Source organism: Kamptonema formosum PCC 10802, from assembly GCF_000332335.1.
Classification (GTDB): Bacteria; Cyanobacteriota; Cyanobacteriia; order Cyanobacteriales; family Oscillatoriaceae; genus Oscillatoria.
Genome location: NZ_KB235948.1, coordinates 952,818 through 976,396, shown reverse-complemented (window position 1 = coordinate 976,396; position 23,579 = coordinate 952,818). Strand labels below are relative to the sequence as shown.

At 55.6% G+C, this 23,579-nt stretch carries 16 protein-coding genes; 7 read left to right on the top strand and 9 right to left on the bottom strand.

Going from position 1 to position 23,579, the window contains the following annotated elements:
• Positions 1 to 685 precede the first annotated feature (685 nt).
• From OSC10802_RS48800 to OSC10802_RS0104185, 3 genes are all read right to left on the bottom strand, one after another.
• The gene (locus OSC10802_RS48800; RefSeq protein ID WP_155967373.1) at positions 686 to 1,030 is read right to left on the bottom strand and encodes a hypothetical protein; all 345 of its coding nucleotides are present in this window, start codon (positions 1,028 to 1,030) and stop codon (positions 686 to 688) included.
• Positions 1,012 to 3,048 carry a serine/threonine-protein kinase gene (locus tag OSC10802_RS54020; protein ID WP_017715532.1) on the bottom strand — a complete coding sequence of 679 codons (2,037 nt, stop codon included), beginning with the start codon at positions 3,046 to 3,048 and terminating at the stop codon, positions 1,012 to 1,014. The genes OSC10802_RS48800 and OSC10802_RS54020 overlap by 19 nt, the downstream gene beginning before the upstream one ends.
• Positions 3,049 to 3,770: 722 nt before the next feature.
• Positions 3,771 to 4,364, bottom strand: coding sequence for a gamma-glutamylcyclotransferase family protein (locus OSC10802_RS0104185; RefSeq protein WP_017715531.1), 594 nt, complete (start codon positions 4,362 to 4,364; stop codon positions 3,771 to 3,773).
• 210 nt (positions 4,365 to 4,574) lie between these two features.
• On the opposite strand from OSC10802_RS0104185, the gene OSC10802_RS0104180 reads away from it, so the two are divergent.
• The 5 genes from OSC10802_RS0104180 to tsaB all read left to right on the top strand — a co-directional run bounded on the left by OSC10802_RS0104180 (position 4,575) and on the right by tsaB (position 11,848).
• The gene (locus OSC10802_RS0104180) at positions 4,575 to 6,257 is read left to right on the top strand and encodes a serine/threonine-protein kinase (protein ID WP_017715530.1); all 1,683 of its coding nucleotides are present in this window, start codon (positions 4,575 to 4,577) and stop codon (positions 6,255 to 6,257) included.
• 524 nt (positions 6,258 to 6,781) lie between these two features.
• Entirely contained in the window at positions 6,782 to 8,866 is a 2,085-nt protein-coding gene (locus OSC10802_RS0104175; protein WP_017715529.1) for a WD40 repeat domain-containing serine/threonine-protein kinase, read from the top strand.
• 54 nt (positions 8,867 to 8,920) lie between these two features.
• Complete coding sequence (locus OSC10802_RS48795; RefSeq protein ID WP_155967372.1) at positions 8,921 to 9,082, top strand: hypothetical protein; 162 nt, start codon at positions 8,921 to 8,923, stop codon at positions 9,080 to 9,082.
• Between the two features lie 26 nt (positions 9,083 to 9,108).
• Positions 9,109 to 10,938, top strand: a complete 1,830-nt coding sequence (locus OSC10802_RS0104170; protein WP_017715528.1) for a serine/threonine-protein kinase — start codon at positions 9,109 to 9,111, stop codon at positions 10,936 to 10,938.
• 250 nt (positions 10,939 to 11,188) lie between these two features.
• Entirely contained in the window at positions 11,189 to 11,848 is a 660-nt protein-coding gene (gene tsaB, locus OSC10802_RS0104165) for a tRNA (adenosine(37)-N6)-threonylcarbamoyltransferase complex dimerization subunit type 1 TsaB (protein ID WP_026098157.1), read from the top strand.
• Between the two features lie 830 nt (positions 11,849 to 12,678).
• Here the strand turns inward: tsaB and OSC10802_RS54015 are convergent.
• The 6 genes from OSC10802_RS54015 to OSC10802_RS0104140 all read right to left on the bottom strand — a co-directional run bounded on the left by OSC10802_RS54015 (position 12,679) and on the right by OSC10802_RS0104140 (position 17,387).
• The gene (locus OSC10802_RS54015; RefSeq protein ID WP_232731618.1) at positions 12,679 to 12,831 is read right to left on the bottom strand and encodes a hypothetical protein; all 153 of its coding nucleotides are present in this window, start codon (positions 12,829 to 12,831) and stop codon (positions 12,679 to 12,681) included.
• Positions 12,832 to 12,846: 15 nt separating this feature from the next.
• Entirely contained in the window at positions 12,847 to 13,032 is a 186-nt protein-coding gene (locus tag OSC10802_RS55425) for a nucleoside phosphorylase-I family protein (RefSeq protein WP_255349116.1), read from the bottom strand.
• Positions 12,995 to 13,456, bottom strand: coding sequence for a nucleoside phosphorylase (locus tag OSC10802_RS55420; protein ID WP_255349115.1), 462 nt, complete (start codon positions 13,454 to 13,456; stop codon positions 12,995 to 12,997). The genes OSC10802_RS55425 and OSC10802_RS55420 overlap by 38 nt, the downstream gene beginning before the upstream one ends.
• A 448-nt stretch (positions 13,457 to 13,904) precedes the next feature.
• The gene (locus OSC10802_RS0104150) at positions 13,905 to 14,972 is read right to left on the bottom strand and encodes an ABC transporter permease (RefSeq protein ID WP_017715526.1); all 1,068 of its coding nucleotides are present in this window, start codon (positions 14,970 to 14,972) and stop codon (positions 13,905 to 13,907) included.
• Between the two features lie 84 nt (positions 14,973 to 15,056).
• Positions 15,057 to 16,196 (bottom strand): AI-2E family transporter, encoded by a 1,140-nt coding sequence (locus OSC10802_RS0104145; protein WP_017715525.1) that lies wholly within the window; start codon positions 16,194 to 16,196, stop codon positions 15,057 to 15,059.
• Positions 16,197 to 16,547: 351 nt separating this feature from the next.
• Positions 16,548 to 17,387 (bottom strand): Npun_R2479 family HD domain-containing metalloprotein, encoded by an 840-nt coding sequence (locus OSC10802_RS0104140; RefSeq protein WP_017715523.1) that lies wholly within the window; start codon positions 17,385 to 17,387, stop codon positions 16,548 to 16,550.
• Positions 17,388 to 18,217: 830 nt separating this feature from the next.
• Here OSC10802_RS0104140 and OSC10802_RS0104135 point away from each other — a divergent pair.
• Complete coding sequence (locus tag OSC10802_RS0104135) at positions 18,218 to 19,936, top strand: efflux RND transporter periplasmic adaptor subunit (protein WP_017715522.1); 1,719 nt, start codon at positions 18,218 to 18,220, stop codon at positions 19,934 to 19,936.
• A 242-nt stretch (positions 19,937 to 20,178) separates the two neighbouring features.
• Positions 20,179 to 23,499, top strand: coding sequence for an efflux RND transporter permease subunit (locus OSC10802_RS0104130; protein ID WP_017715521.1), 3,321 nt, complete (start codon positions 20,179 to 20,181; stop codon positions 23,497 to 23,499).
• Positions 23,500 to 23,579 lie beyond the last annotated feature (80 nt).

Genomic DNA, 23,579 nt, shown 5'->3' with positions numbered 1-23,579 from the left:
TATACTAGAGCGAGGCTCTCAAAATGTTGGGGTTCCTCCGCGATTCGGTAGGTTCCTGGCGATTGGAAATCGCGGCTATACAGACGAAGCCCGCCTACCCTTCGGGAAGGGCTTCGCCCAACGCGGGCTTTCATAGAAGAGTGAGAGGTTCCTGGCGATTGGAAATCGCGGCTATACAGACGAAGCCCGCCTACGCGGGCTTTCATAGAAGAGTGAGACTCTCAAAAATATGTGGGGTTTTTTGCAGGACAGCTGTAGGGTGGGTTGTCCTAAGAGGGCAACCCACCTCCCCAAGGGACAATTGAAACGAAATTCAGAAAAAATTCCCCGCAAAAAGGTTGACAGCACCGGCATCTTGCGCTATATTGGTATTGTGGGAAAATGTGCCGGCATATAAGGTCTTTTTGGGGCGGGCCAGTTCGCAGTAGGGCTAATACCCAAAGGTTAGGAGTTGGGCTAAAGCCCAAAGGTTCGCAGTTGGGCTAAAGCCCAAAAAAGGTTCGTAGTTGGGCTAAAGCCCAAAGGTTCGTAGTTGGGCTAATGCCCAAAGGTTCGTAGTTGGGCTTTATCCCAAAAAAGGTTAGTAGTTGGGCTTTAGCCCAAAAACCTGAAACTGCACAGTGAGTTGCATGCAAGAAAAAATTTCCCCCAAAGGGGGTTGACAGCACCGGCATCTCGCTGTACATTAGTAGCATGGGAAACCGTGCCGGCATATAAGGTGGCCGGCGGGTAGGGGCAGGATGAAGTATTGGCGCGGGTGGATTGCTGGTGGCGCTATGGCACGGTAAGCAGCCGGCAATGGGGGGATGCCCCAGCCAAAGAAACCCGGTGTGTTGCCGGCGGAAGCAGCCAGAAACCGACTGTCTTGTGAGACAGTCGCCCGCACACCACTCGCCGGGGAATATCTTTCTTTAACCAAGCCGGTTCTCCCCCTCAAAACCAAGCCGGTTTCTCCCAATCTCCATATCAGCATGAATCCTATCAGCCGGTTTATCAAATCCCCACTCCCTCTCAGGGCGACACCCGCCAAATTTTGACAGTTTTGTCATCACTGCCACTGGCAAGCCACCGCCCGTCTGGGCTAAAGGCGACAGATTCTACCCAGTTGGAATGCCCGGTGAGGGTGCGCTGCAATTCGCCGGTGGCTGCTGACCAAATCCTGACAGTATTGTCATCACTGCCACTGGCAAGCCACCGCCCGTCCGGGCTAAAGGCGACAGAATTTACATCGTCGGAATGCCCGGTGAGGGTGCGCTGCAAATCGCCGGTGGCTGCTGACCAAATCTTGACAGTATTGTCATTACTGCCACTGGCAAGCCACCGCCCGTCCGGGCTAAAGGCGACAGAATATACCACGCTGGAATGCCCGGTGAGGGTGCGCTGCAAATCGCCGGTGGCTGCTGACCAAATCTTGACAGTAAAGTCGGAACTGCCACTGGCAAGCCACCGCCCGTCTGGGCTAAAGGCGACAGAAAATACCGAGCCGGAATGCCCGGTGAGGGTGCGCTGCAAGTCGCCGGTGGCTGCTGACCAAATCTTGACAGTAGCGTCACCACCGCCACTGGCAAGCCACCGCCCGTCCGGGGTAAAGGCGACAGAATGTACCCAGCTGGAATGCCCGGTGAGGGTGCGCTGCAAATCGCCGGTGGCTGCTGACCAAATCTTGATAGTATTGTCATCACTGCCACTGGCAAGCCATCGCCCGTCTGGGCTAAAGGCGACAGAAATTACCGAGTTGGAATGCCCGGTGAGGGTGCGCTGCAAGTCGCCGGTGGCTGCTGACCAAATCTTGATAGTATTGTCATCACTGCCACTGGCAAGCCATCGCCCGTCCGGGCTAAAGGCAATGCAGCCCTCAAAACAAATTGAGTTGGAATGCCCGGTGAGGGTGCGGGCGAGGGCGAAGCTTTCCGGTGCCAATGTGGGGGATGGGGAGGGTTCGGGGGTTGAGATGGGTTTGCGGGGAACGGGTTGCGGTGAGAATGTGGGAGTTGCGGTGGGCGCAGGGGGTGCCGGCGGTGGGGATTCCGCTGCGGGTGATTGGGTTGCTTCACTCCCCCCTTTCGCCCTGTGAGTGGGGGAAATAGGGGGCTGGGTTTTCAATTGCGGGAGCACGAGCACCGCACAGACAGCCACTCCCACTGCTATGCCAATCAACATTTGTACCACGCCTTGAGGTGCTACCGGCAGTGGTGGACTAGCAGCCAAACCGGGTGCGACCGGCACCGGTGAACTGTTGCCCACCCCCAGCAATTCCAGCCATTCTCGCACCGACTGGGGGCGGTCTTTTGCTTTGAGGGCCATGCCTTTAAGTATGGCCCGGTTCACCCTGTCGCTGATACGGGGATTGTGCTGCTTGGGCGGGGTTAAAGGCGTACCGGCAGCTATGTTTGGGGCAGGGGTTGGCACTTCCCCAGTTAAAATTGTATAAAGCGTCGCCGCCAAAGCGTAAACATCGCCGCAAGCGTCCCGTTTGGCTCGCCGGTCGTACTGTTCAATGGGTGCGAAACCATCGGACCAAAATTGTGTGTGTGTTTGAGTGAGATTGGGGGTGAATTCGCGGGCTATGCCAAAATCAATTAATACCGCTTCCGACTTGCCGGCACGCAGCATAATGTTTTGCGGTTTGATATCCCGGTGCAGCAAGCCATTCCGGTGAACCACCGCCAGCGCCTCACCAATCTGCTGGATGTAGCCCAAGGCTTCAGTTTCTGGCAAGGTTCCCCAATTGACAGCGCGGTTGGCTAAATCTTCCCCGTCGATATGTTCCATCACCATGCACCACAGCCCGCCCTCTTGGAAGACTTCATAAATCTTCACAACATGGGGGTGAGTGCATTTTGCCAGTCGCAGCGCCTCATTGAGGAAATCTTGCTGAAACTTGTCAAAATCGGGCCGGCGCTGCACGGTGTCATTGAGGGTTTTGATGACAAACCGCTGTCCTTTGCTGTCTGTGGCACCATAGGTGATGCCAAAACCGCCTTGATCTATTTCTTTTTGTATGGTATAATGGCCATTTTTAACCGGCTGTCCTGACGCCCAAGCCATCGGTAATGCCTCTCACACGCTTGGGGCTATTGTCGCACAGCCTGTGGGGGATGGCAATAGGGGGGTAAGTTGCGGCGATTTTTGATTGGGAACCGGCGGGGGATGGAATTTGGTGTGAGTTAATCGACCTTCTCCGATCGGATTGCCGGGGATTGGGAATTCAGTGAGGTACTGAGAAACCCGGTTTCTTAAAAACCGGGTTTCTAGACCATAGTTTCTTACGCCCCGCAACCAGAAACCGGGTTTCTTTTGGATTTTCTTATCCCCTGCCGGCCTTAACAATTGTAGGGGCGGGTTCGCCCGAAATATTTGACACACAACCCGGCATCTATATAAACCCGCCCCGGCACCACCGGCATCCCCGATTGCTTAATGGCCCCAAACCGACCTTATATGCCGGCACAGATTCCCATGATAATAGACTAACACAAGCCGGTGCTACTGTCAACGGTTTTGAGAAAATTTCTTGCGGTGGGCGAATCAATTTCCGAGGTGAGGTGCCGGTGGGATTGGCAGCATGAGAATCTCTATAGAAATAGACGTAGCACAGGCGTCTCGCCTGTGCCGTTTTTTGGGCTGAAGCCCAACGGAGAACCTTTTTGGGCTAAAGCCCAACGGAGAACCTTTTTGGGCTACGCTGAACTTACGAACTTTTTTGGGCTACGCTGAACTTACGAACCTTTTTGGGCTACGCTGAACTTACGAACTTGCGAACTTTTCCCCTACGCTGAACGCCGGCTGGGAAATTGCTGCTGCTGCAACTGGTGCATGCGATCGAACAGCCTCCAGCAATACTCTTCCGGCAATCCGCAAGTCACAGCCCCCCGCAACACTACATTAAAATACCAGTCGTTAGGAGCTAATTCTTCTGGCAATTTATTAACGACTACATAAGTGCGCACGCCGGTGTAACGCTGTTTCCGGCAATACACTTCTACCATTTCGTGCCGGTAGCCGCCACGGGGGACATCTTCCCTCTCATCCAGCAATTCGCTCAAGCGCCACGGCAATTCATAGAGCACCCCCTCCACCGAAGATGCCGCATCTGGCACAACGTCTAGCACCCCGCAGTTGCGCCGGCGGGAGTGACAGTAAAAACCCAGCCGGTATCCTCTTAGCGTCGCTGGGCCAATCACATACGGATGAGTATTTTCGCCCACTGTGCGCTTCAAATCCACTGGGCACATGCACGAACCGTATGCAAAATAAAAGAATTTTGGCTCTGGGCGCACCGGCTGTTGCGCGCTGCCAACCGGCAGGGAACTCTTAAAAGAGTGTGTCCAAGTGCTGTGATGGTGTCCGGGATCAACGATCATACACTCCTGTCAATATTTCTTTTGGGAGATATTCTAGCAGACCCGATCCGACAAAAACAACACTATCCCGATAGACAAACCGTAGTTTAACCGGCCAGACTGCCGGCTGCTGCCGGTGCGGGTGAGGCGCACGCGCCCCCCTTTCGCACCCAGGGCTGAATTCTGGGAAAGAACATACCATAGACAGTAATCCGCTGATTCCTTGCCAGTATGAGCTATTGTCTCAATCCTGACTGCCAGAAGCCGCAGAATCCCAGTGACGCCAAGTTTTGCCAGAATTGCGGCGCAAAGCTGCTGCTGGGCGAGCGCTACCGGGCGACCGAACCCCTCGGCACCGGCGGCTTTGGCAGAACCTTCTTGGGTGTGGACTATTTCAAGCCCTCTCAACCGCGCTGCGCCATCAAGCAGTTCTTCCCCCAAGATCGGGGCTTCGTCACTTCCGTCAAAGCCAAAGAACTCTTTAACCGAGAAGCCGTGCGGCTGGACGTTCTGGGCAAACACCCGCAAATTCCCGAACTGCTGGCTCATTTTGAACAAGACGAACACCACTATTTAGTGCAAGAATTCATAGAAGGGCGCAATCTGGCTCAAGAACTCGCAGACGAAGGCCCTTTCAACGAAACCAAAATCCGCCACTTGCTCAGCGATTTGCTGCCGGTGTTGCAGTTTGTCCACAGCCACCAAGTCATTCACCGCGACATCAAACCGCAAAACATTATTCGCCGGCGCACCCCCACCCCCCAAACCCCAGGAAACCTGGCGATCGTTGATTTTGGCGCAGCGAAATTCCTCGACACAGCCTCTCTCGAAAGAACAGCCACCTTAATTGGCTCTCCAGCCTATACCGCGCCCGAACAGCTGATGGGCAAAGCCATTTTTGCCAGCGATATCTACAGTTTGGGCGTCACCTGCACCCACCTGCTCACCCAAGTCTCACCTTTTGACCTGTTCGACAGCCGGCAAGGCACTTGGGTTTGGCGCGATTACTTGCGTCAGCTCATTAGCCCTCAATTAGCTGATATCCTGGATAAAATGCTAGAAACTGCCATCAACCGGCGCTATCTGTCGGCGGCGCAAGTCCTCAAAGCACTGAACGCCCAGCCGGTGAAAGCGCGTACCGCACCGGTAGCGCACCCACCGGCACCCACCGCACCTCAACCCCCGCCGGCACCCGTGCCGGTTGCGCCCGCCGCGCCCCAACCCGCCCCCCCACAAACCCCCAATTTACCCTCCCCTCCCATCGCCCACCGGCTCGCCGAAATCCAAAAAGCATTGCAAGACGCCCTCACTCCTTACAGCCTCAAAGTTCAAGTCAATTTGGCAAAAACTCACCTAACCATTGTCATCAACCGGGCGGAAAACACACCCGTGAATTACGCACGAGTGTCTAGAATAGTAGCCACTCAACTAACGGCTCTCCGCCTCACAGGAGTGAGGCAAATTAAAGCATTCGGGCGCATAAAGAACCAGAGCGCGCCAGAATGGCAGAAGCGGTTTAAAATCACCCCCTTGCCTGAAAATAGCAGCGCATTAGTCCCCGCCGCCAAGAAAATTCAAGCCGGCAGACAGAAGCTGTTGCAGCTAAAGAACAAAACCTTATGGGAAGATGCAATCATGTTCTTAATGGCTTTGTTTCTCTTTAATAAGATAGTCCTTTACAGCCCAGTCTGCGCCCTAGCAGTTTCCTCAGGCTTCCTAATTGTAAAAGAAGCCGTCGGGCACTACAAAGAAATCAGGACAGACCAGCTATTTAGGGAATTAGGGATAGCCTCAGCACTGGTGGGGGTGTTAAATGTCAAAATGGTAGTAACGGATGTGTTTGGCATCCTTTGGGCGTGCTTGTTTGTTGCCTTACCCTTTCTGTATGTCAAGAACAATTTTGGGGGAGAGTGATATCTATGATACCCTCATATAAATGAGGGTCATTTGTCGGGCGCAGCAGTCTCTGGGCGGTTGAAACCGCAGCTATACAGACAAAACCCGCCTTCGCGGGTTTTTCAAGTCCCACTCTTCTCTTAAGTCCGCGTTGGGCGAAGCCCGTGCCCGTTGGGTAGGCGGACTTCGTTTGATGAGCCGCGATTTCCAAGATGGTGTTGGCGAATTTATGTAGGGTAAAACCCCACCCCCAAGTTTCCTTGTTCCCAGCTTAAGCTGGGAGGAGGAAAAACCTCGCAGTTTGTGAGAGTCTCGCTCTACTCTTAGCCCGCGCAGGCGGGCTTCGTCTGTATAGCCGCGATTTCAATCGCCTGGAACCTGGCTAATCGCCGACGAACTAGCTGTAGGTATAACCCCCCGTTAATTAGCCAACAGCTTCTTTCCAATCGCCAGGAAACTAGCTTTCCTGCCATGTTTCAATCCAAAATCCGGGCATCCGGGCATCCCAAATCCAAAATAGATAGATCGAATTGCTTGCCTCTATGACTTATTGCCTGAATCCCCAGTGCCAGAAACCCCAAAATCCCGAAGAAAATAAATTTTGCCAAAATTGCGGCTCAAAGTTGCTGCTCAGCGGGCGCTACCGCGCCATCAAACCCACCGGCAAAGGTGGGTTTAGCAGGACCTTCCTAGCAGTAGACGAGGGAGAAGGCAACCGGCGCTGTGTCATCAAGCAGTTTCGCGGGCAAACCCAAAACGCAACCGAATTATTCCGCAAGGATATCGCGCGGCTAGAAGAACTGGGCAAACACCCGCAAATTCCCGAACTGCTGGCGCACTTTGAACTTGACGACCGGCAGTATTTAGTGCAAGAATATATCGAGGGGCAAAACTTAGCCGAGCAACTGGCTTCCGAGGGAGCCTTTAGCGAAGAGCAAATTCGGGAGGTGCTCGCTGACGTGCTGCCGGTGCTGCACTTTCTCCACGAGGGAAAGCTGCTGCACCGAGACATCAAACCGGCAAACATGATTCGCCGCAGCACCCTCACCCCCAACCCCTCTCCCATCCAGGGAGAGGGGAGAAAGACAGGAGAGCGAGGGCAAATCGTTTTGGTTGGTTTTGGCGCGGCGAAATACGCGACAGAAACCGCCTTGGCGAAAACGGGAACGCTGATAGGAAGTGCGGAGTACGCCTCCCCGGAACAGCTGTTGGGCAGAGCAAATTTTGCCAGCGACATATACAGTTTGGGCGTTTCCTGCATCTATCTGCTGACAGATATTCACCCGTTTGACCTGTTCGACAGCATGGAAGGCACTTGGGTTTGGCGAGATTACGCCGGCAATCGCGTCAGCGCTGAATTGGGGAGCGTTCTCGACAAAATGCTGCAGCAGACAGTCCGCCGGCGCTATCAATCCGCTGAAGAAGTCCTGAAAGATTTAAATCCCGGACTGATATCTATCCTCCGCCAGCACTTTACTGTCAGTTCTGGAAACTGCAAACTTGTTACAGAACACACAATCGCGTCTAAAAGCACCTCCCCACCGGCAGTGCCGGTATCCGAGTTCCCGACACGACTAGCCCCACCGGCAGCCCCACCGGCAGCCCCACCGGCACCCCAACCCCAATGGAGGTGCGAAGCCACTCTGGACACTTCAGACTCCGCTGTTGAGGTGACTTCCGTTGCCTTCAGCCCGCAAAGTAGAATTATAGCGAGCAGCAGTTGGGACGGAACAGTCAAACTGTGGGATTTCACTGCCGGCGAGTTTGGGCAACTGCCCTCCCAACCCGTGCACACCCTGGCAGAGCACGCCAGTGGGGTGATGTCCGCAGCCATCAGTCGGGATGGCCAGACTTTGGTGAGTGGCAGTGCGGACTCTACAGTAAAAGTCTGGCGGTTGTGGCAGCTTTCCCCAGCAGAACTGAGAGCCGGCACAAAACCTGTGCTGGCGCTCACCCTTGCCGGTCACAGCAACCTGGTTGCGTCTGTTGCGATTAGCCCAGACGGGCGAACCATCGCGAGCGGGAGTCGAGACAGGACAATTCAGCTGTGGGATCTGAACAGCGCAGAACTGCTGGGCGCGCTCACCGGCCACTCAGATCGGGTAACCTGCGTCACCTTCAGCGCAGACGGGCAGATTTTGGCCAGTGCCGGTGCTGAGGGCGCGGTCAAAATTTGGCAGGTGAGCACCGGCGAATTGAGAGCCACCCTGAGCGGACATGCCGGTGCCGTCAATACAGTCGCCCTAAGTCCGGATGGAAAGACAGCGATTAGCGGCAGCTGGGACAGGACAGTGAAACTCTGGAATCTCCAGGACGGCAGTTTAGCGCACACCCTTTCCGGGCATTTGCTCTCCGTCGCTTCCGTCGCTGTCAGTCCCGATGGCAAAACCCTAGCCACCGGCAGTCTCGACGCCACGATTAAGCTGTGGGATTTGCCGAATTCAGACGCAGGTGCCGGCAATCCGACTCCCCCGCAAGCGCTGCTCCTGCAGACACTTTCCGGACATTCCCGGGGGGTGAGCGCGGTAGCGTTCAGTCCGGATGGGCAAACTCTTGCCAGCGCTTCTCAGGATGGAACCGTCAAGATTTGGCGCGCAGGACAGGCGAGACGCCTGTCCTACGCCTGATATCCATAGGAGACTTATGTCCTAACCTATGTGGCTAGTGCTATACAAGGATAATTGAAACTTTTTCCACTCCTGGAAAATTCCCTCTTACTCCCCCTCCCCGCCGGCGGGGAGGGGGTTGGGGGGGTGGGGTTCACAGAGCGCCCAACCGGCGTGCGGAACGTGCCGGTGTCTGCTAGGAACGAGCGGAAAAATGGCAGAAAAGCTGTACGATAGTTGTAATCTGCTGATTGCCTGCCGGTATGAGCTACTGCCTTAACCCCAATTGCCAGAAACCCCAAAATTTGGACGGGACAAAATTTTGCCAAACTTGCGGCACAAAGTTGCTGCTGAAAGATCGCTACCGCGCCCTGAAAGTCATTGGACAAGGCGGCTTTGGCAAAACGTTCCTAGCCGTGGATCTGGATAAACCCTCCAAACCGCGCTGCGCGATCAAGCAATTTTTACCCCAAGCCCAAGGCACCAATACTGTCCAAAAAGCAGCTGAGCTATTTGAGCAAGAAGCGGTGCGTCTGGATAGCTTGGGGAGACACCCCCAGATTCCGGAACTGCTGGCGTATTTTACCCAAGATAGCCGGCAGTATTTAGTGCAAGAGTTTATCGAAGGGCCAAACTTAGCCCAAATCCTGGACGCAGAAGGGGCTTTCAGTGAAGAGCAGATTCGCGACTTGCTGAGCAGCTTGCTGCCGGCGCTTCAGTTCATCCACTCTCACCAAGTCATTCACCGAGACATCAAGCCAGAAAACATTATTCGCCGCCACGAAATGCAGCTAGTTTTAGTTGATTTTGGGGCGGCGAAACACGCTACAATAAGTGCTTTAGCCGTAATGGGGACGGTGATTGGCAGTGCCGGCTACACCGCGCCCGAACAAGCCAAAGGCAAAGGCGTTTTTGCCAGTGACATCTACAGTTTGGGCGTGACTTGCGCTCACCTGCTGACTCAAGTCAGCCCCTTCGACTTATTTGATGACAGTGAGGGAAATTGGGTGTGGCGAAATTATTTGAAAGCGCCGGTGAGTGACGAACTCGGTCAAATCCTGGATAAAATGATAGAGGGCGCTATCAAGCGGCGCTATCAGTCGGCAGAGGAAGTGCTGGCAGCCCTCAACCCCCAGCAGAATCAAGAGACAGACGCACCGGCTGCCCTTTCTGTTCCTAGAATTGCCGCAGCGCCACAAAAGAAAGACTGGCGGTGCGCCAGCACCCTAACCGGGCATTCATGGGTGGTTCATTCGGTTGCCATCACTCCCGATGGCAAGACGGTTGTCAGTGGCAGTGAGGACGCAACGATTAAAATTTGGAATTTAGCCACCGGTCAATTGCAGCTCACCCTTACAGGGCATTCAAACGAGGTAAAATCTGTCGCCATCAGCCCCAACGGGGGGACGATTGTCAGTGGGAGTTGGGACTGCACCATAAAACTGTGGCACCTGAGCACCGGCAAGGAAATCAGCACTCTGGGGCACGGGTACGGAATTAGTTCAGTTGCCATCAGCCCCGACGGGCAGACGATTGCTAGTGGCAGCTGCATGACCGGCAACATGTTCGCTCATGAAATCATCAAGCTGTGGCAGATGGGAACGGGCAAAGAACTCTGCACGCTCACTGACATTTCCACCGAGATTTATTCCCTCGCTTTCAGCCCCGACGGGCGAACGATAGCGAGTTCCAGTCCGGGGAATATCCTGACGATTTGCCATCTGGCTACTGGGAAAAAACTCCGCACGCTCCGGGGGCGTTCCGTCGCCTTCAGCCCGGACCGGCTGACCCTAGCCAGTGGCTCGGATGAAGGGGCTGTCGAGATTTTGCAGCTGGGGACGGAAAATGTTCTCCGCACCCTAGAGGGGCATGCCGGCGCAATTTATTCCGTCGCTTTCAGCCCGGATGGAAAAACTCTTGTCACCGGCAGTGAGGACAGCACCATCAAACTTTGGCTTCCCGACACTGGCAGGGAAATCTGCACCCTAACCGGGCATTCAGGCGCAGTGAATTCTGTCGCTCTCAGCCCGGACGGGCGGACTGTTGTCAGCGCCTCTCAGGACGGAACTATCAAAATATGGAGGTGCGATTAGAACAGGTTTGTAGTTGGGCTTTAGCCCTACCAGATCGCGGCTGCTGAGAAACCCGGTTTCTTAAAGACACCGGGTTTCTTCTGCGCACTTCCCCCAACTCAAAACGCATATTCCGGGGATGAACCCCACCCCCCAACCCCCGATTGTCCGCAGCGGACAATCGGGGGAGAAAGAGATGGGGGTTTCGATGAAGGTAATTTGTTTCTGTTCTGGATTCTTCAGCCCAGCCCCTAAAGGATACACTCTCTCAATGACTTTAAGCCAAATGGCTGCCAACAAATACGCGCTCGCCCTCCACACCACCAGCCCCCAACTGGGACTGGCTGTCAGCAACTTTGCCGGTGACTCCCGCAGCCAAACTTGGGACTTGGGGTGGGAACTTTCCACCCAGCTGCACCGGCTTCTGGCTGAGTTTATGCTGCCGCAAACCTGGCCGGACTTGGCATTTATTGCCGCCGGCAAAGGTCCGGGAAGCTTCACCGGCACCCGCATCGGCGTCGTCACCGCCCGCACCCTCGCCCAGCAGCTAGAAATCCCCCTGTTTGCTATCTCTACGCTGGCCGCTGTGGCCCACTCCCACCAGCTGGCACAAGCTTGCCCGGATAGCGCCGCGATTGCTGTCCAAATGCCTGCTATGCGCGGGCAGGTATTTGCCGGGATCTACCAGCCCTCCGGTGCCGGTGGGTTAACTCCCGTTTTCCCAGATACGGCGCTGACGCCTGAGGCGTGGCAGCAAACCCTGGACAATCTGGCCCATCCCTATCACCTGATTGGCGCTCAGGAGGGGTTGGCCAACGCTGCGAGTTTGCTGCAGCTCGCCTATCTGGACTGGCAGCAGGGACTGCGCCCCCACTGGTCAGAGGCGCTGCCGTTCTATGGCCAGCATCCGGTGGAGGGCGCTGCCGGCTAGGTCCGGCGAGAGGCCGGTGCCGCAGTGCGATGGCCCGAAAAATAAAAACGCCCTTGCGGGGCGTTGCCATCAGGGTGCATCTACTACACCTAACTATAGCGCCTGGGATAGGGGGTGTCACCCCCTAATCACCCCTTATTTATAACTTTCATCAAAAGCCATAAAACTATAAGTAAAACTTAACTCTAGGGCGGGAGACAGTGGCCCGAAAATAAAAAACGCCCTTGCGGGGCGCGGCCATCAGGGTGCATCTAATTGACCTAACTATAACACGGAGAGTGGGGGGTGTCACCCCCTATTAGCCCCGATGGAGAAACTTCATCAAATCTTTATCTGATTGTAAAGAACCCCTCACAGTCCCTCTGCGGCGGGACTTGGGCCCAAATAAAAAACGCCCTTGCGGGGCGTTGCCATCAGGGTGCATCTACTGCATCTAACTCTAGCGCCTGGGGTGCGGGGTGTCACCCCCCAGCACCCCCCGATTGGGGAATTTTAGCCAATCTTAAGGAAAACTTTATATTCGCGACAGGCCGGTGCTGTCCCTGACCCTGTGACATTTAAAAATCCGTCACAGGCTCCCCCCACGGCTCCCCCGCAGGCTTGGATACTCAAAAGTAATGAAAAAACCCAAAACCCATTTGCGTCCCGCGCCTAAAGGTGCGGGATTTCTGTTTTGTGGCGGCTGTCAGTTGGGCCGCAAGCACCTGTAAAAAGTTTACGGTTGTATACTTTTTAAAAAAGTGAAGGGATGCCGAGGTGCAGAGGGAGAGAAGAGAGAGATATAAAATGTTGGTGCAAGCGGACTTGAGAGAAGGGATTGGGGGGCGGGATCAAGTCTGAAAGCGCTCAGCGGCCAGGACAGCGACTTTGATGGCATTTTCAACCGCCACGTCTTTGAGATCGAGCAGCACTTGTTCGCCGCTGAGGCGCTGCACCACTACGCCGCAGACGCAGCCGGCGGCAAAACCGTACACTCCCGCCATTTTGAAGAGGGTGCCTCACTCCATTTCGTAGTTGAGCACGTTGAGCCGGCGGTACTCTTCGGTGATGCCTTGCAGCCGGCGCAACAAATAGGGATTCGCCGAGTCGGTGCGCTCTTGGCCTTCATAGAAGGTATCCACCGACGCTGTGATGCCGAGGTCGTGCTCAACCTGCAATTCCCGCGCCGCTTGGACGAGCGCCACGGTTAGGAAGGGATCGGCTGCGGCGGGATACTCCACCGGCGCTTCGGTCCTCTGCTGCACCCTGCCGGCACAGCGCGGCGCTGCTAATGACGGCACTCCCGACCGGCACCCCAGCCTGTACCGATCCGCAAGTGCCCACGCGAATCATTTGCCGGATGCCGGCTTGAAACAGCTCGTTGACGGCAATGCTGAGCGAGGGCGCGCCCATGCCGGTGGTGGCGGACACAACCGGTCGCCCATTCGGCAATTTGCCGAGATAGCTGTTCAGCCCGCGATTTTCTGACAGGAGGCGGACATCGCGCAGATAGTTCTGGGCAATCAGGCGGGCGCGATCCGGATCGCCGGAGAGCAGCGCCATCACCGGCGGGGGACTGCCGAGGTCGTTGCGCCCGAAGCCAATGTGATACAAGCGGTTGCCGGTCATGTTTCGATTTGGGGGATTTGAGATGCCGGGATTTGGGGATTTGGGGATTGGGAGATATCGCGGTTTTCAGTTGGATGAAGTACGCGCCAGAAATCCGGTTTCTTTAAGCAACCGAGTTTCTTAGTACCTGACTTGAAAAGGTTTGCAGTCGGGCTTTAGCCCTACCGGGTTTGCAGTCGGGCTTTAGCCCTACCGGAGCCCCGCTGCCAGGGCAATTTTCTCAGGTGGCGGTATGCGCAGTTCCGAAGCGACTGACTTGAAACTGCCTAACACTTTGAGGTGGTTTGCAGTCGGGCTTTAGCCCTACCGGAGCCCCGCTGCTAGGGCAATTTTCACAGGTGGCGGTATGCGCAGTTCCGAAGCGCCTGACTTGAAACTGCCTAACACTTTGAGGTGGGTTCCCTAAGAGGGAACCCACCCTACTTCTAACTCCTAACCCCTAATATGGCTACCTTTGCAAACTGCGGGGGTCGAGGACATCGCGCAGGGCGTCGCCGAGCAGGTTAAATGCTAGCACGGTTAGGATAATCAGGAGTGCCGGCGGCCAAACGAGCCAGGGCTGGAGCACTAGAATGGAAGCGTTGGTGGACAGGGAGAGCATGTTGCCCCAAGAGGGGTCAGGTTGCTGGATGCCCAGCCCAATCAAGCTGAGAACGGATTCAGCTACGATAAAGCTGGGCACCGATAGGGTTGCGGAGATAATGATGTATGTGGCTGTTTGGGGGAGGACGTGACGGACGATAATGTAAAAGGGGTTAGCGCCCATGCCTCGCGCTGCTTGCACGAATTCCCTCTGTTTGATGGAGAGGACTTCTCCTCGAATCACCCGCGCCAATCCCGCCCAGCTGATGAATGAGGTGATCAGGACAATGAGCATAAACCGCTGGGTGCTGGTCAGTCCGGGTGGCAGGACTGCGGCGAGGGAAATTAGCAGGTAAATGCCGGGAATTGTCATCAGCACTTCGACCAGGCGCATCAAAATGGCGTCCGTCCAGCCGCCGAAATAGCCGGAAATTCCCCCGATGAGCAAGCCGAGGGGAAAGGAAATCAGAATGCCGACCAGACCGATGAACAGGCTGATGCGACCGCCGTGCAGCAGCCGGCTGAATTGGTCGCGGGCTTGTTCGTCTGTGCCTAGGATGTTTAATTTTCCCTCACCGGCAGTGCCGAAAAGGTGCCTGTCGCAGGGGAGAGCGCCGAATAGTTTATAACTTGGCCCTTTAACAAACAGGCGCACCGGCGAGGGTTTTTGCCGGTCTTCATTCAGCTTGCGGTTGCCGGTTTCGATCTCTACTGGTCCCTGGGTGGTGGGGTAGACGTGGGGTCCGATAAATTTCCCGGCAGAGTTCTGCCAGTATATCGCTGTCGGCGGCAGCAGCGAGCCGTCGGACTGTGAGTCGTAAGGGTCGTAAGGGGCAACAAAGTCAGCTGCTATCACCGCTAGATAGAAAATTAAAAGCAACCCCGCTCCTAACCGAGCTAAGGGATTTTTTTTCAGCTTCTGCCACCAGTTCATAATAATTTATTCGGGATTATTCTGGGAGATTTGGGATGAATTCAGAATTGAGGGAAACAATCCTGAATTCTTTGTTTGGGCTTTTTAGGGGTTACTTTTTACTTCCCAATTCCTGTCCGTTTCGGAAGCGACTGGCACCACCGGCAAGGGGCTCTCACCGGCAAGGGGATTGTGGAAGAAGGAGCCAGTTTGGGGTGGCAGGGTTGGGTCGAGGATAATTTCCACGATACTTTTCACCACGCCGGTCAGGGGAATTGCCAGGATGACTCCTAACAGCCCTCCTACTTTAGCACCTAAGATCAGGGAGGCAAAGATAATGACCGGCGACAGGCCGGTTAAGTTGCCCATGATGCGGGGCGCGATTAAATTATCCTTCACTTGCTGCAGGGCGATCGCCACCGCCAGCACTTGCAGCGCCAGCCACCAGTTAATAAAGGCTACAATAATGCTGACTGCGCCAATTCCTAAGCTCGCCCCCACAAAGGGAATGACTTCCATAACGCCGATAAACACGGCAAACAGCAGGAAAAATGGCACGCGCAACCACCAGAACGCCACGGTCAGGGCGATGGCCATAAACAGTCCCAGCAGCAGCTGGCCGGTGACAAACCGCTGCAGGTTGCGCTGCAGGGACTCGGTGAGTCCGTTTCGGATGGTGGGGGAGACAATGCCGGTCAGATTCCGCCAAACCCTTTCGCCATCCAGCAGCATGTAAAACGAGATCACCAGAATCAGTATTAAGTCCACAAACCAGTTAACGGTGCCCACCACCAAGCCCACACCTCTAGCGGCAATGGCTTCTGCCTGGGCTTGCACCCGCACCAGCAGCTGCTGGGCGAGAATGCGGACATCAAACGGCAGGTTGTGTTCCGCACTCCAGGTTTGGAAGTTGGCCAGTTGCTGCTGTGCGGACTGAACCAGGGACGGGAAATTTGTCGCTAGCTGCCGAGCTTGGTTAAACACCGGCGGCACCACCGTCAGGGCGATCAGCGCCACCAGCAAACCCGCTGCCAAATAGACGAGGCCGGCAGCGGCACCCCGGGGCAAGAGGCGCTGCAGTCTGGCTACTGGGTAGTTGAGTAAAAAGGCAATCAGCCCAGCTGTAATCAGAATGCTGAGCAGTTCGCCGACGTAGTTGAGGGCGCTCAGCGCCGCCCAACCCGCCAAGAACACCAGCAACCATGTGACCAGTAACTGTTGGGCCGGTGAAAAAACTTTATCCATCAATTTTACATCTCAGTCGCAGCAGATTCAATCGCTCTTTTTCAATTGTAGTGCGGGCGGCTGCTTCGGCGAACAATCCGCTCCTGCCGCGAGCCGGCCAACCCTAAGGACCCGGCGAACCGGGAATCTTGCTGTGGGAAGGCGCTCGCTATTTTGGCTCCCCCACCACAAGAAAGCCGGTTTGTTGGGACTTGGCTCTATTTGTTATAGAGTTATAGAGCGGTTTTAATTGAACCGCCAAGACGCCAAGGTCGCCAAGAAGAGAGAAGAAGGATAGAAGTTCGCTAATCATTGAGAAGTGCTGGAGTTAATTTCTAAGGCCATGGGCAGGTTCGCACACCGGCTGCCGGCTCAGTTCTCGTCAGCCTGTTCGTGCTCGACGACAAACACATTAGAATAGAGGTTTGCAATGATTTGTTTGCCCTGCTGGGTCAGGGATAAGTATTTTAGCCCATCTTGGATATAAGGGTAAACGCCGTGCCAGTAAAACTTGGGATAGTTCTTGCGCAAGTGGCCGGGGTGCTGGTAGCCCAAGTGTTTATTGGTGCCGTTTTCTTGAAATTCATAAAACAGGGCGCTGATTTTTTTCAGATAGCGCGGATCGCTGAGCTGCCCGATTAAATCGGCAGCCCGAACTAACCCGGGATAGTTGACTGTATCTTGATGGTCTTCTTTTGCCGGCACGGGAAAGCGGGTCAGTTCGATATTGCGCTTAATTACTTCGGCATCAATTAGTCTGTGCCCCCCAAAGCGCTCATCAATAAACAGTTTGGCGCGGTCTACGTGATAGGGAGTCAAGCCGGCATCTGACGCTCCTGGCGGAAGCTGCACCATCACTCCGTCTTGCCCTGTGGCGTACAGTCCGTTTTTGTCCTGCCGGCACACCCCCTTCACATACCCAATATCGTGGCAAACTAGGGAAATAATCACGTGCAGCCAATCTTCGCAGGAAACTCCGCCCTCCCGGATGTGCTTTCCCCGCAAAATCTCCTGCCCCACGAGGGCAACCAAAATGGTGTGTTCGACATTGTGATAGAGAGCGTCGCTGTTGGCAATATTTTCCAGAGCCATGCTCCCCGCCCAGGCGATTATATCTTCATAGTCTGTCTTGTAGCCTCCGTAAGTGCGGCGGTAGCCCTCCCGAAGCTTGCCCACAAAGGCGTCTATTAGAATTTCAGTGGGGTTGAACATAATTTGTTACTTGCTTGTCTTGAGTGCGATGGGTTTGGGAAAGAGACGTGCGCCAGAGGCTTGTTAGATAAGCCAGATCGATAGCCGATTGCAAATTAATTGTTAAGCCCGCCCGGAGGGGTGAGCGATAGCAGTATGCACTTAGATTAGGACAGGGGCATTGGGCGTCACGCAAAAGGGCATCACGCAAAAGCTGTGAGTCTTCCCCATGCCCCATGCGCCATGCCCCAGACGCCTTGCCATTAGTGTCCTAACCAATATGACTACTGCTATACCAGCTTTTTCTTGCTGGAGAAACTCCTATTTCGGCAAGGGCTGCAAGAAACACGCTTTCTGGGAGCCCTCACTTTTCTTTTAGAAACACCCTCTTAATTTTGGCAAGAAAAATTTACAGCAAGTAATTCTGGCTGATTCGAGCTTCTGGGAGTCGGATATCTCACGGTCAGTTTTTCCGGAAAGCACCGGCAGGCAGCGTTCCTCCAGAACACTGGGAGCGACGGCGGGCTCGGCTTGTTCCTGATGTATTTTAAAGCCCCGCGCTTCCAGAGAACCACTGGCCCAGACCCCCTACTAAGGGCCCGGGCTTTCCCCACCACCGGCAGTTGGGCCCAAGCCATCTGTTTCGTTCAGTAAAGACTGAACATTCAAAACGTGTTAAGATTTTTTATCGGAAACGCCCACCGGCAGTGCCGGCTGGGAGGAGGGCAAGGGCTGGGACAGCGTACTGGCGGGCCGGAGCGCTATCAGGGCATAATATTAAAAAAAGAAACAATTCGTAATAGGATCTGGCCCAAAAATAACATAAGTTAATAAAAGGCAGGAGGAGTGCGGTGGCATACAGAGCTTTTACAGAAGCGGAGCCGGCAGAGTTGGTGAAGGTGCCGGCATTAGGCGTCAAAGCCCACGAGCCTGTAGAGTGGGCAGCAAAAGCACCGGCACCGGACACAGCGGACCTGGATGCCCGGACAGAAGCAGCCGAGCAAGAGCCAGAACCCCCACCGGCACCGGAGGGCGACGAGAAGCCCCGTGGCTGGCTCTCCGGCGGGCGGGGCGTCATGCTGGGGCTGGCTCTCGGGGTAGCGGTGACTGCCGCTGGGATGCGCTTGATGCCAGGTGCCGGCACCCGCCCAGCCGCTAAAGCACCGCCAGCGGCTGCCCTCGCGTCTGGCAAACCGGCAGCCAGTCAAACTGTCACCGCCGCTCCCGTTGAGACGGCCAGCGTGTCGCGCACCCTCACCGCCACCGGCACCGTTTTTGCCAATGACTTGCTGCCGGTGCTGCCCAAAGCCACCGGCTTGCAAATCAAGCAAGTCCTGGTGGACGAAGGAGACACGGTGCAAGAGGGACAGGTGCTCGCTATTCTGGACGATTCCGTCATCCAAACCCAAATCGACCAAGCCAAAGCCGGGGTAGAATCGGACAGCTCCGCAGTTCAGCAAAAAGAAGCAGCTGTGGGCCAAGCGCAAGCCAGCTTAGAGCAAGCCCGAGCCAGCGTCAGCGAAGCCCAAGCCAGCCTGATTCAACAAGAAGCTGGCTTAACTCAAGCCGAAGCTGGCTTAGCCGAGGCGCGGGCGAACCTCGCCAAAGCCAAAGCCAACCTCGAACAAGCCCTCAGAGAGCGCGACCGGGCCCAACAGCTCGCAGATCAAGGAGCAATTAGCCGTCAAGAACTAGAAACCCGCCTCACAGAAACTCAAAACGCTCAGGAAGCAGTCCGAGTCGCCGAAGCCAATATCAGTCGCGCCGAATCCCAGATTGCCAGCGCCCGAGCCAACATCGCTGGTGCCAAAGCCAAAGTCAGCAGCAGCGAAGCCAGTCTCAACAGCGCCAAAGCCAGTGTCAGGAGCGCCGAAGCCAATGTCAGCACCGCTTCTGCAGATGTCCGCAATTCTTCGGCGCGAGTCAAACAGGTGCAAACCCAGCTGGAACAGACCAAAGTGCTCGCACCGGCTTCCGGGATTGTCGCCGAGAGAATCGCTCGCGTTGGGGATGTCACCGGCGGCGGGCAAAAACTGTTTTCCATCATCCGCAGCGGCAGGCTGGAACTGCGCGCCGAGGTGCCAGAAACCCAGCTGCCCTCGGTGCGTCCCGGCGCAGCTGTCCGCATCTCCTCCGATGCCGACTCCCGCATCGAAATGCAGGGGGCAGTGCGGGAAATTGCCCCCACGGTCGATGCCAAAAATCGCATCGCCACCGTCAAAATCGACCTGCCGGCTAGCGATGTTCTCAAAGCGGGCATGTTTCTGAGAGCTGCTATCACTACCGCAACCGCTCAAGGGCTGACTGTGCCGGCAAAAGCCGTTTTGCCGCAAGCGGATGGCAGCGCTATTGTTTATGCCCTCGACGGGGAAGACAGAGTGAAAGCCAAGCCGGTCGAAGTTGGGGAAATTGTCGGCGGTGCCGGTGGGGATTTGAGCAAGGCCAAAGTGGAAGTCAAAAGCGGTTTGACCGCCAGCGATCGCGTTGTGGTTGCCGGTGCCGGCTACCTGAAAGATGGCGACACGGTTAAGGTTGTTTCCGAGGGCGATGTCAAGCCCAGCTCCAAGTGACAGGTGCCGGCATGGGGTGTGGGGTGTGGGGCGTGGGGCGTGGGGCGTGGGGCGTGGGGCAAAAAAATCAATCCCCAATCCCCAATACCAAATCCAAAACCCCAAACCAAAATCTAGAGCGAGTGAGAAACCCGGTTTCTTAAAGAAACCGGGTTTCTGGAACATACTTCATCCAAAGGAAACCCGCTTAAAAATCTAAACTCTTGGCCTCCAAAATCTAAAATCCAAAATCCAAAATCCAAATGTCTTTCAACCTGTCAGCCTGGTCTATTAAAAAGCCGGTGCCCACCCTGGTGATATTTTTAATCCTGATGGTGGCGGGCTGGCTGTCTTTCGGCCAGCTGGGCATCGATGCCAATCCGAATATTGATATCCCAGCTGTTTCTATCACCGTCACCCAGCCTGGAGCCGGCCCTTCGGAATTGGAGTCTCAGGTAACAAAAAAGATTGAAGACGCCGTTGCCGGTTTGGGGAATATTGACCAGCTGATCTCGACGGTAACAGATGGGGTTTCCACAACAACCATAAACTTTGTTTTGGGGACTAATAGCGATCGGGCAACCAACGACGTGCGCAACGCGGTGGCCCAAATTCGGCAAAACTTGCCCCAAGACATCAACGAGCCGATCGTCAAGCGGCTGGAGTTCGCCGGCGGGCCAATTATGACCTACGCCGTCAGCTCGGAACGGCAATCGGTGGAAGAATTGAGCGATCTGGTTGACAGGACGATCAGCCGCACCCTGCTGAGCGTGCCCGGAGTTGCCCAAATTCAGCGACTGGGGGGCTTGGACCGCGAAATTTCTATTTCACTTAACCCCGACCGGCTGCGAGCGCTGGGCATTACCGCCACTCAGGTGAACGATCAGATCCGCGCCTCCAACACCAACCTCCCGGGCGGGCGATCGGATGCCGGCAACAGCGAGCAGAGCATTCGCACCCTCGGCAGCGCTCGCACTGTGGAGCAGTTGAAAAATTACCGCATCGTTCTCCCGGGCGGCGCTGCGGTGCCCCTGGCCAGCGTGGCCGAGGTCACAGATGGCCACGGGGAAGCGCGGCAGATCGCTCGTTTTGCCCCAGGGCAGGGAAGCCTGAAGCACAGCGAGCCCGGAAGTGAATCCGCCGCACCACCGCTAGGGGGTGAGCGCTCCGGGGAGAAATTAAAGAGTGACATTATAACTTATAACAGCAGCGATGTCAAGGGTGAGAGTCAAAAATCTGAAATAGGCGCGCCGGTGGTGGCTTTTTCCGTGCTGCGCAGCACCGGCAGCACCTTGGTGACGGTGGAGGAGGGTGTCCGCAAAGCGGTGGGGGATCTGGAAAAGACGCTGCCGGCAGACGTAAAGCTGAAACTGATTTTTACCAAGGCCACCAACATCCGCGAATCCTACGAAGCTTCTATCCACTCCCTGGAAGAAGCTTCGGTGCTGGCAATGATCACAATCCTGATCTTTTTGGGGAACTGGCGAGCCACCTTGATTACAGCCATATCCCTGCCGCTGTCGATTGTACCCACTTTTCTGGTGTTCCAGTGGTTGGGCTATACGCTCAACGGCATGACCCTGCTGGCGTTTGCGCTGACGGTGGGGAATTTGGTGGATGACACCGTCGTGGAAATTGAGAACATGGAGCAGCATTTGGAGCGGGGCAAAACGCCCTACCAGGCGTCGATGGATTCCTCGGCGGAACTGGGTCTTGCGGTGATTGGCTGCAGCGCGACGATTATAGCGGTGTTTCTGCCGGTGGCATTTATGGGCGGCATCCCCGGCCAGTTTTTTGGGCCATTTGGGATTACCGTTACTATCTCTACCCTGTTCTCGACGCTGGTGGCTCGCACGATGACGCCGCTGCTGGGAGCGTACATATTAAAGGAAAAGAAGAAGGAAGGCACGGGAGTTCTGGAGCGGGTGTTTTCTTATGTGGGGAACTGGAAAATCTTCCGGGCTCTGCGCTTTCGCTTTTCACCCTACCGCAGTCTGCTGATTTGGTCGCTGCGGCACCGGGTGACAACTCTACTGATCGCGATTGCTTTTTTTATCGGCAGCTTGCAGCTGGTGCCGCTGCTTCCCAAGGGGTTGTTTAGTAGCGGCGACGTGGGTTTGAGTACGGTCAACATTGAGCTGCCCCCAGGCTCTACTTTGAGCGAAACTGACGGGATTATGCAGCGGACAATTGGGCTGTTGCAGCAGAGCGAAATTGTCACAAGTGTGTTTGGCTCTGCCGGCAGTGGGGGCACCAGCGGCAGTGTGAATACCGCCACGATATACGCCAACCTGACGCCCAGGGAAGAGCGGCAGGTGACGCAGCTGCAGTTTGAGCGGCAGATGCGGCAGTTTTTCGCGGAGATTCCAGGGGCGCGAATCAGTTTCGGCACCCAGGGAGCTGCCGGCAGCAAAAAAGACCTTTCTATCGTCCTCAAGAGCGAAAATCCAGCGGCGCTGAATCAAGCTGCTGAGACTCTGGAACGCCAGATGCGGGATATTCCCGGTTTGGTGGAGGTGTCTTCAAGCGCTTCTCTGGTGAAGCCGGAGATTTTGATTAAACCTGACCCGCTGCGGGCGGCGGATTTGGGTGTTTCGGTGCAAGCGATCGCCAAGACGGCTTCGATCGCAACTCTGGGAGATAATGAGTCTTCTCTGGCTAAGTTTGATTTGCCAGACCGGCAAATTCCGATTCGGGTGCGGCTGGCTTCTGAGTTTCGCGACAGTATGGAGACGATTAAAAATCTTCAAGTGCCGGGGAAAAATAACCAGCTGGTTCCTTTAGGTTCGGTCGCCACGCTCAGCATCGGCAGTGGGCCGGCTCAAATCAACCGGTTTAACCGCTCGCGTCAGGTGTCGGTGGAGGCGAATTTGCAGGGAATTTCTCTGGGAGACGCGCTGGAGAAAGTGAAAACGCTGCCGGCGATGAATCCCCTGGCGCCGGGGGTTTCTCAGGAATCTGCCGGGGATGCTAAAATTATGCGGGATATTTTCAGTCGCTTCGGTCAGGCGCTGGGGCTGGCGGTGCTGTGCATTTATGCAATTCTGGTGCTGCTGTACAACAGTTTTTTGCTCCCCCTGACGATTCTGGTGTCTTTGCCTTTGTCTATCGGGGGTGCGCTGATCGGGCTGCTGGTGATGCAGAAGGAATTGGGGCTGTTTGCCCTGATTGGGATTGTGCTGCTGATGGGGCTGGTGACGAAAAACGCCATCTTGCTGGTGGATTATGCGCTGATGAATCAGGAGCGAGGTATGTCCCAGTTTAAGGCGGTGCTGGAATCGGGGGTGTCTCGCCTGCGCCCGATTATGATGACTTCGATTTCGACGATTGCGGGAATGGTGCCAATTGCGATGGGTGTGGGCGCGGGATCTCAGACGCGAGCACCGATGGCGGTGGCGGTGATTGGGGGCTTTACGACTTCCACGCTGCTGACTCTGGTGGTGGTGCCGGTGCTGTTCACTTATATTGACACTTTCCAGGGACGGATTGGCCGGCTGGTTAAAGGATCTCCCCTGGCGTTCTTTAAGAAGTGGGGCGGCGGAGTTCTGAAGCGGGGGAACTCTGGCGCGGGGGATCTGTCCTAGGCAATCGCTGTCGTGTGGGGGTGCGGGGGTGCGGGGGTGCGGGGTGCGGGGTGCGGGGGCGGGGTGCGGGGTGCGGGGTG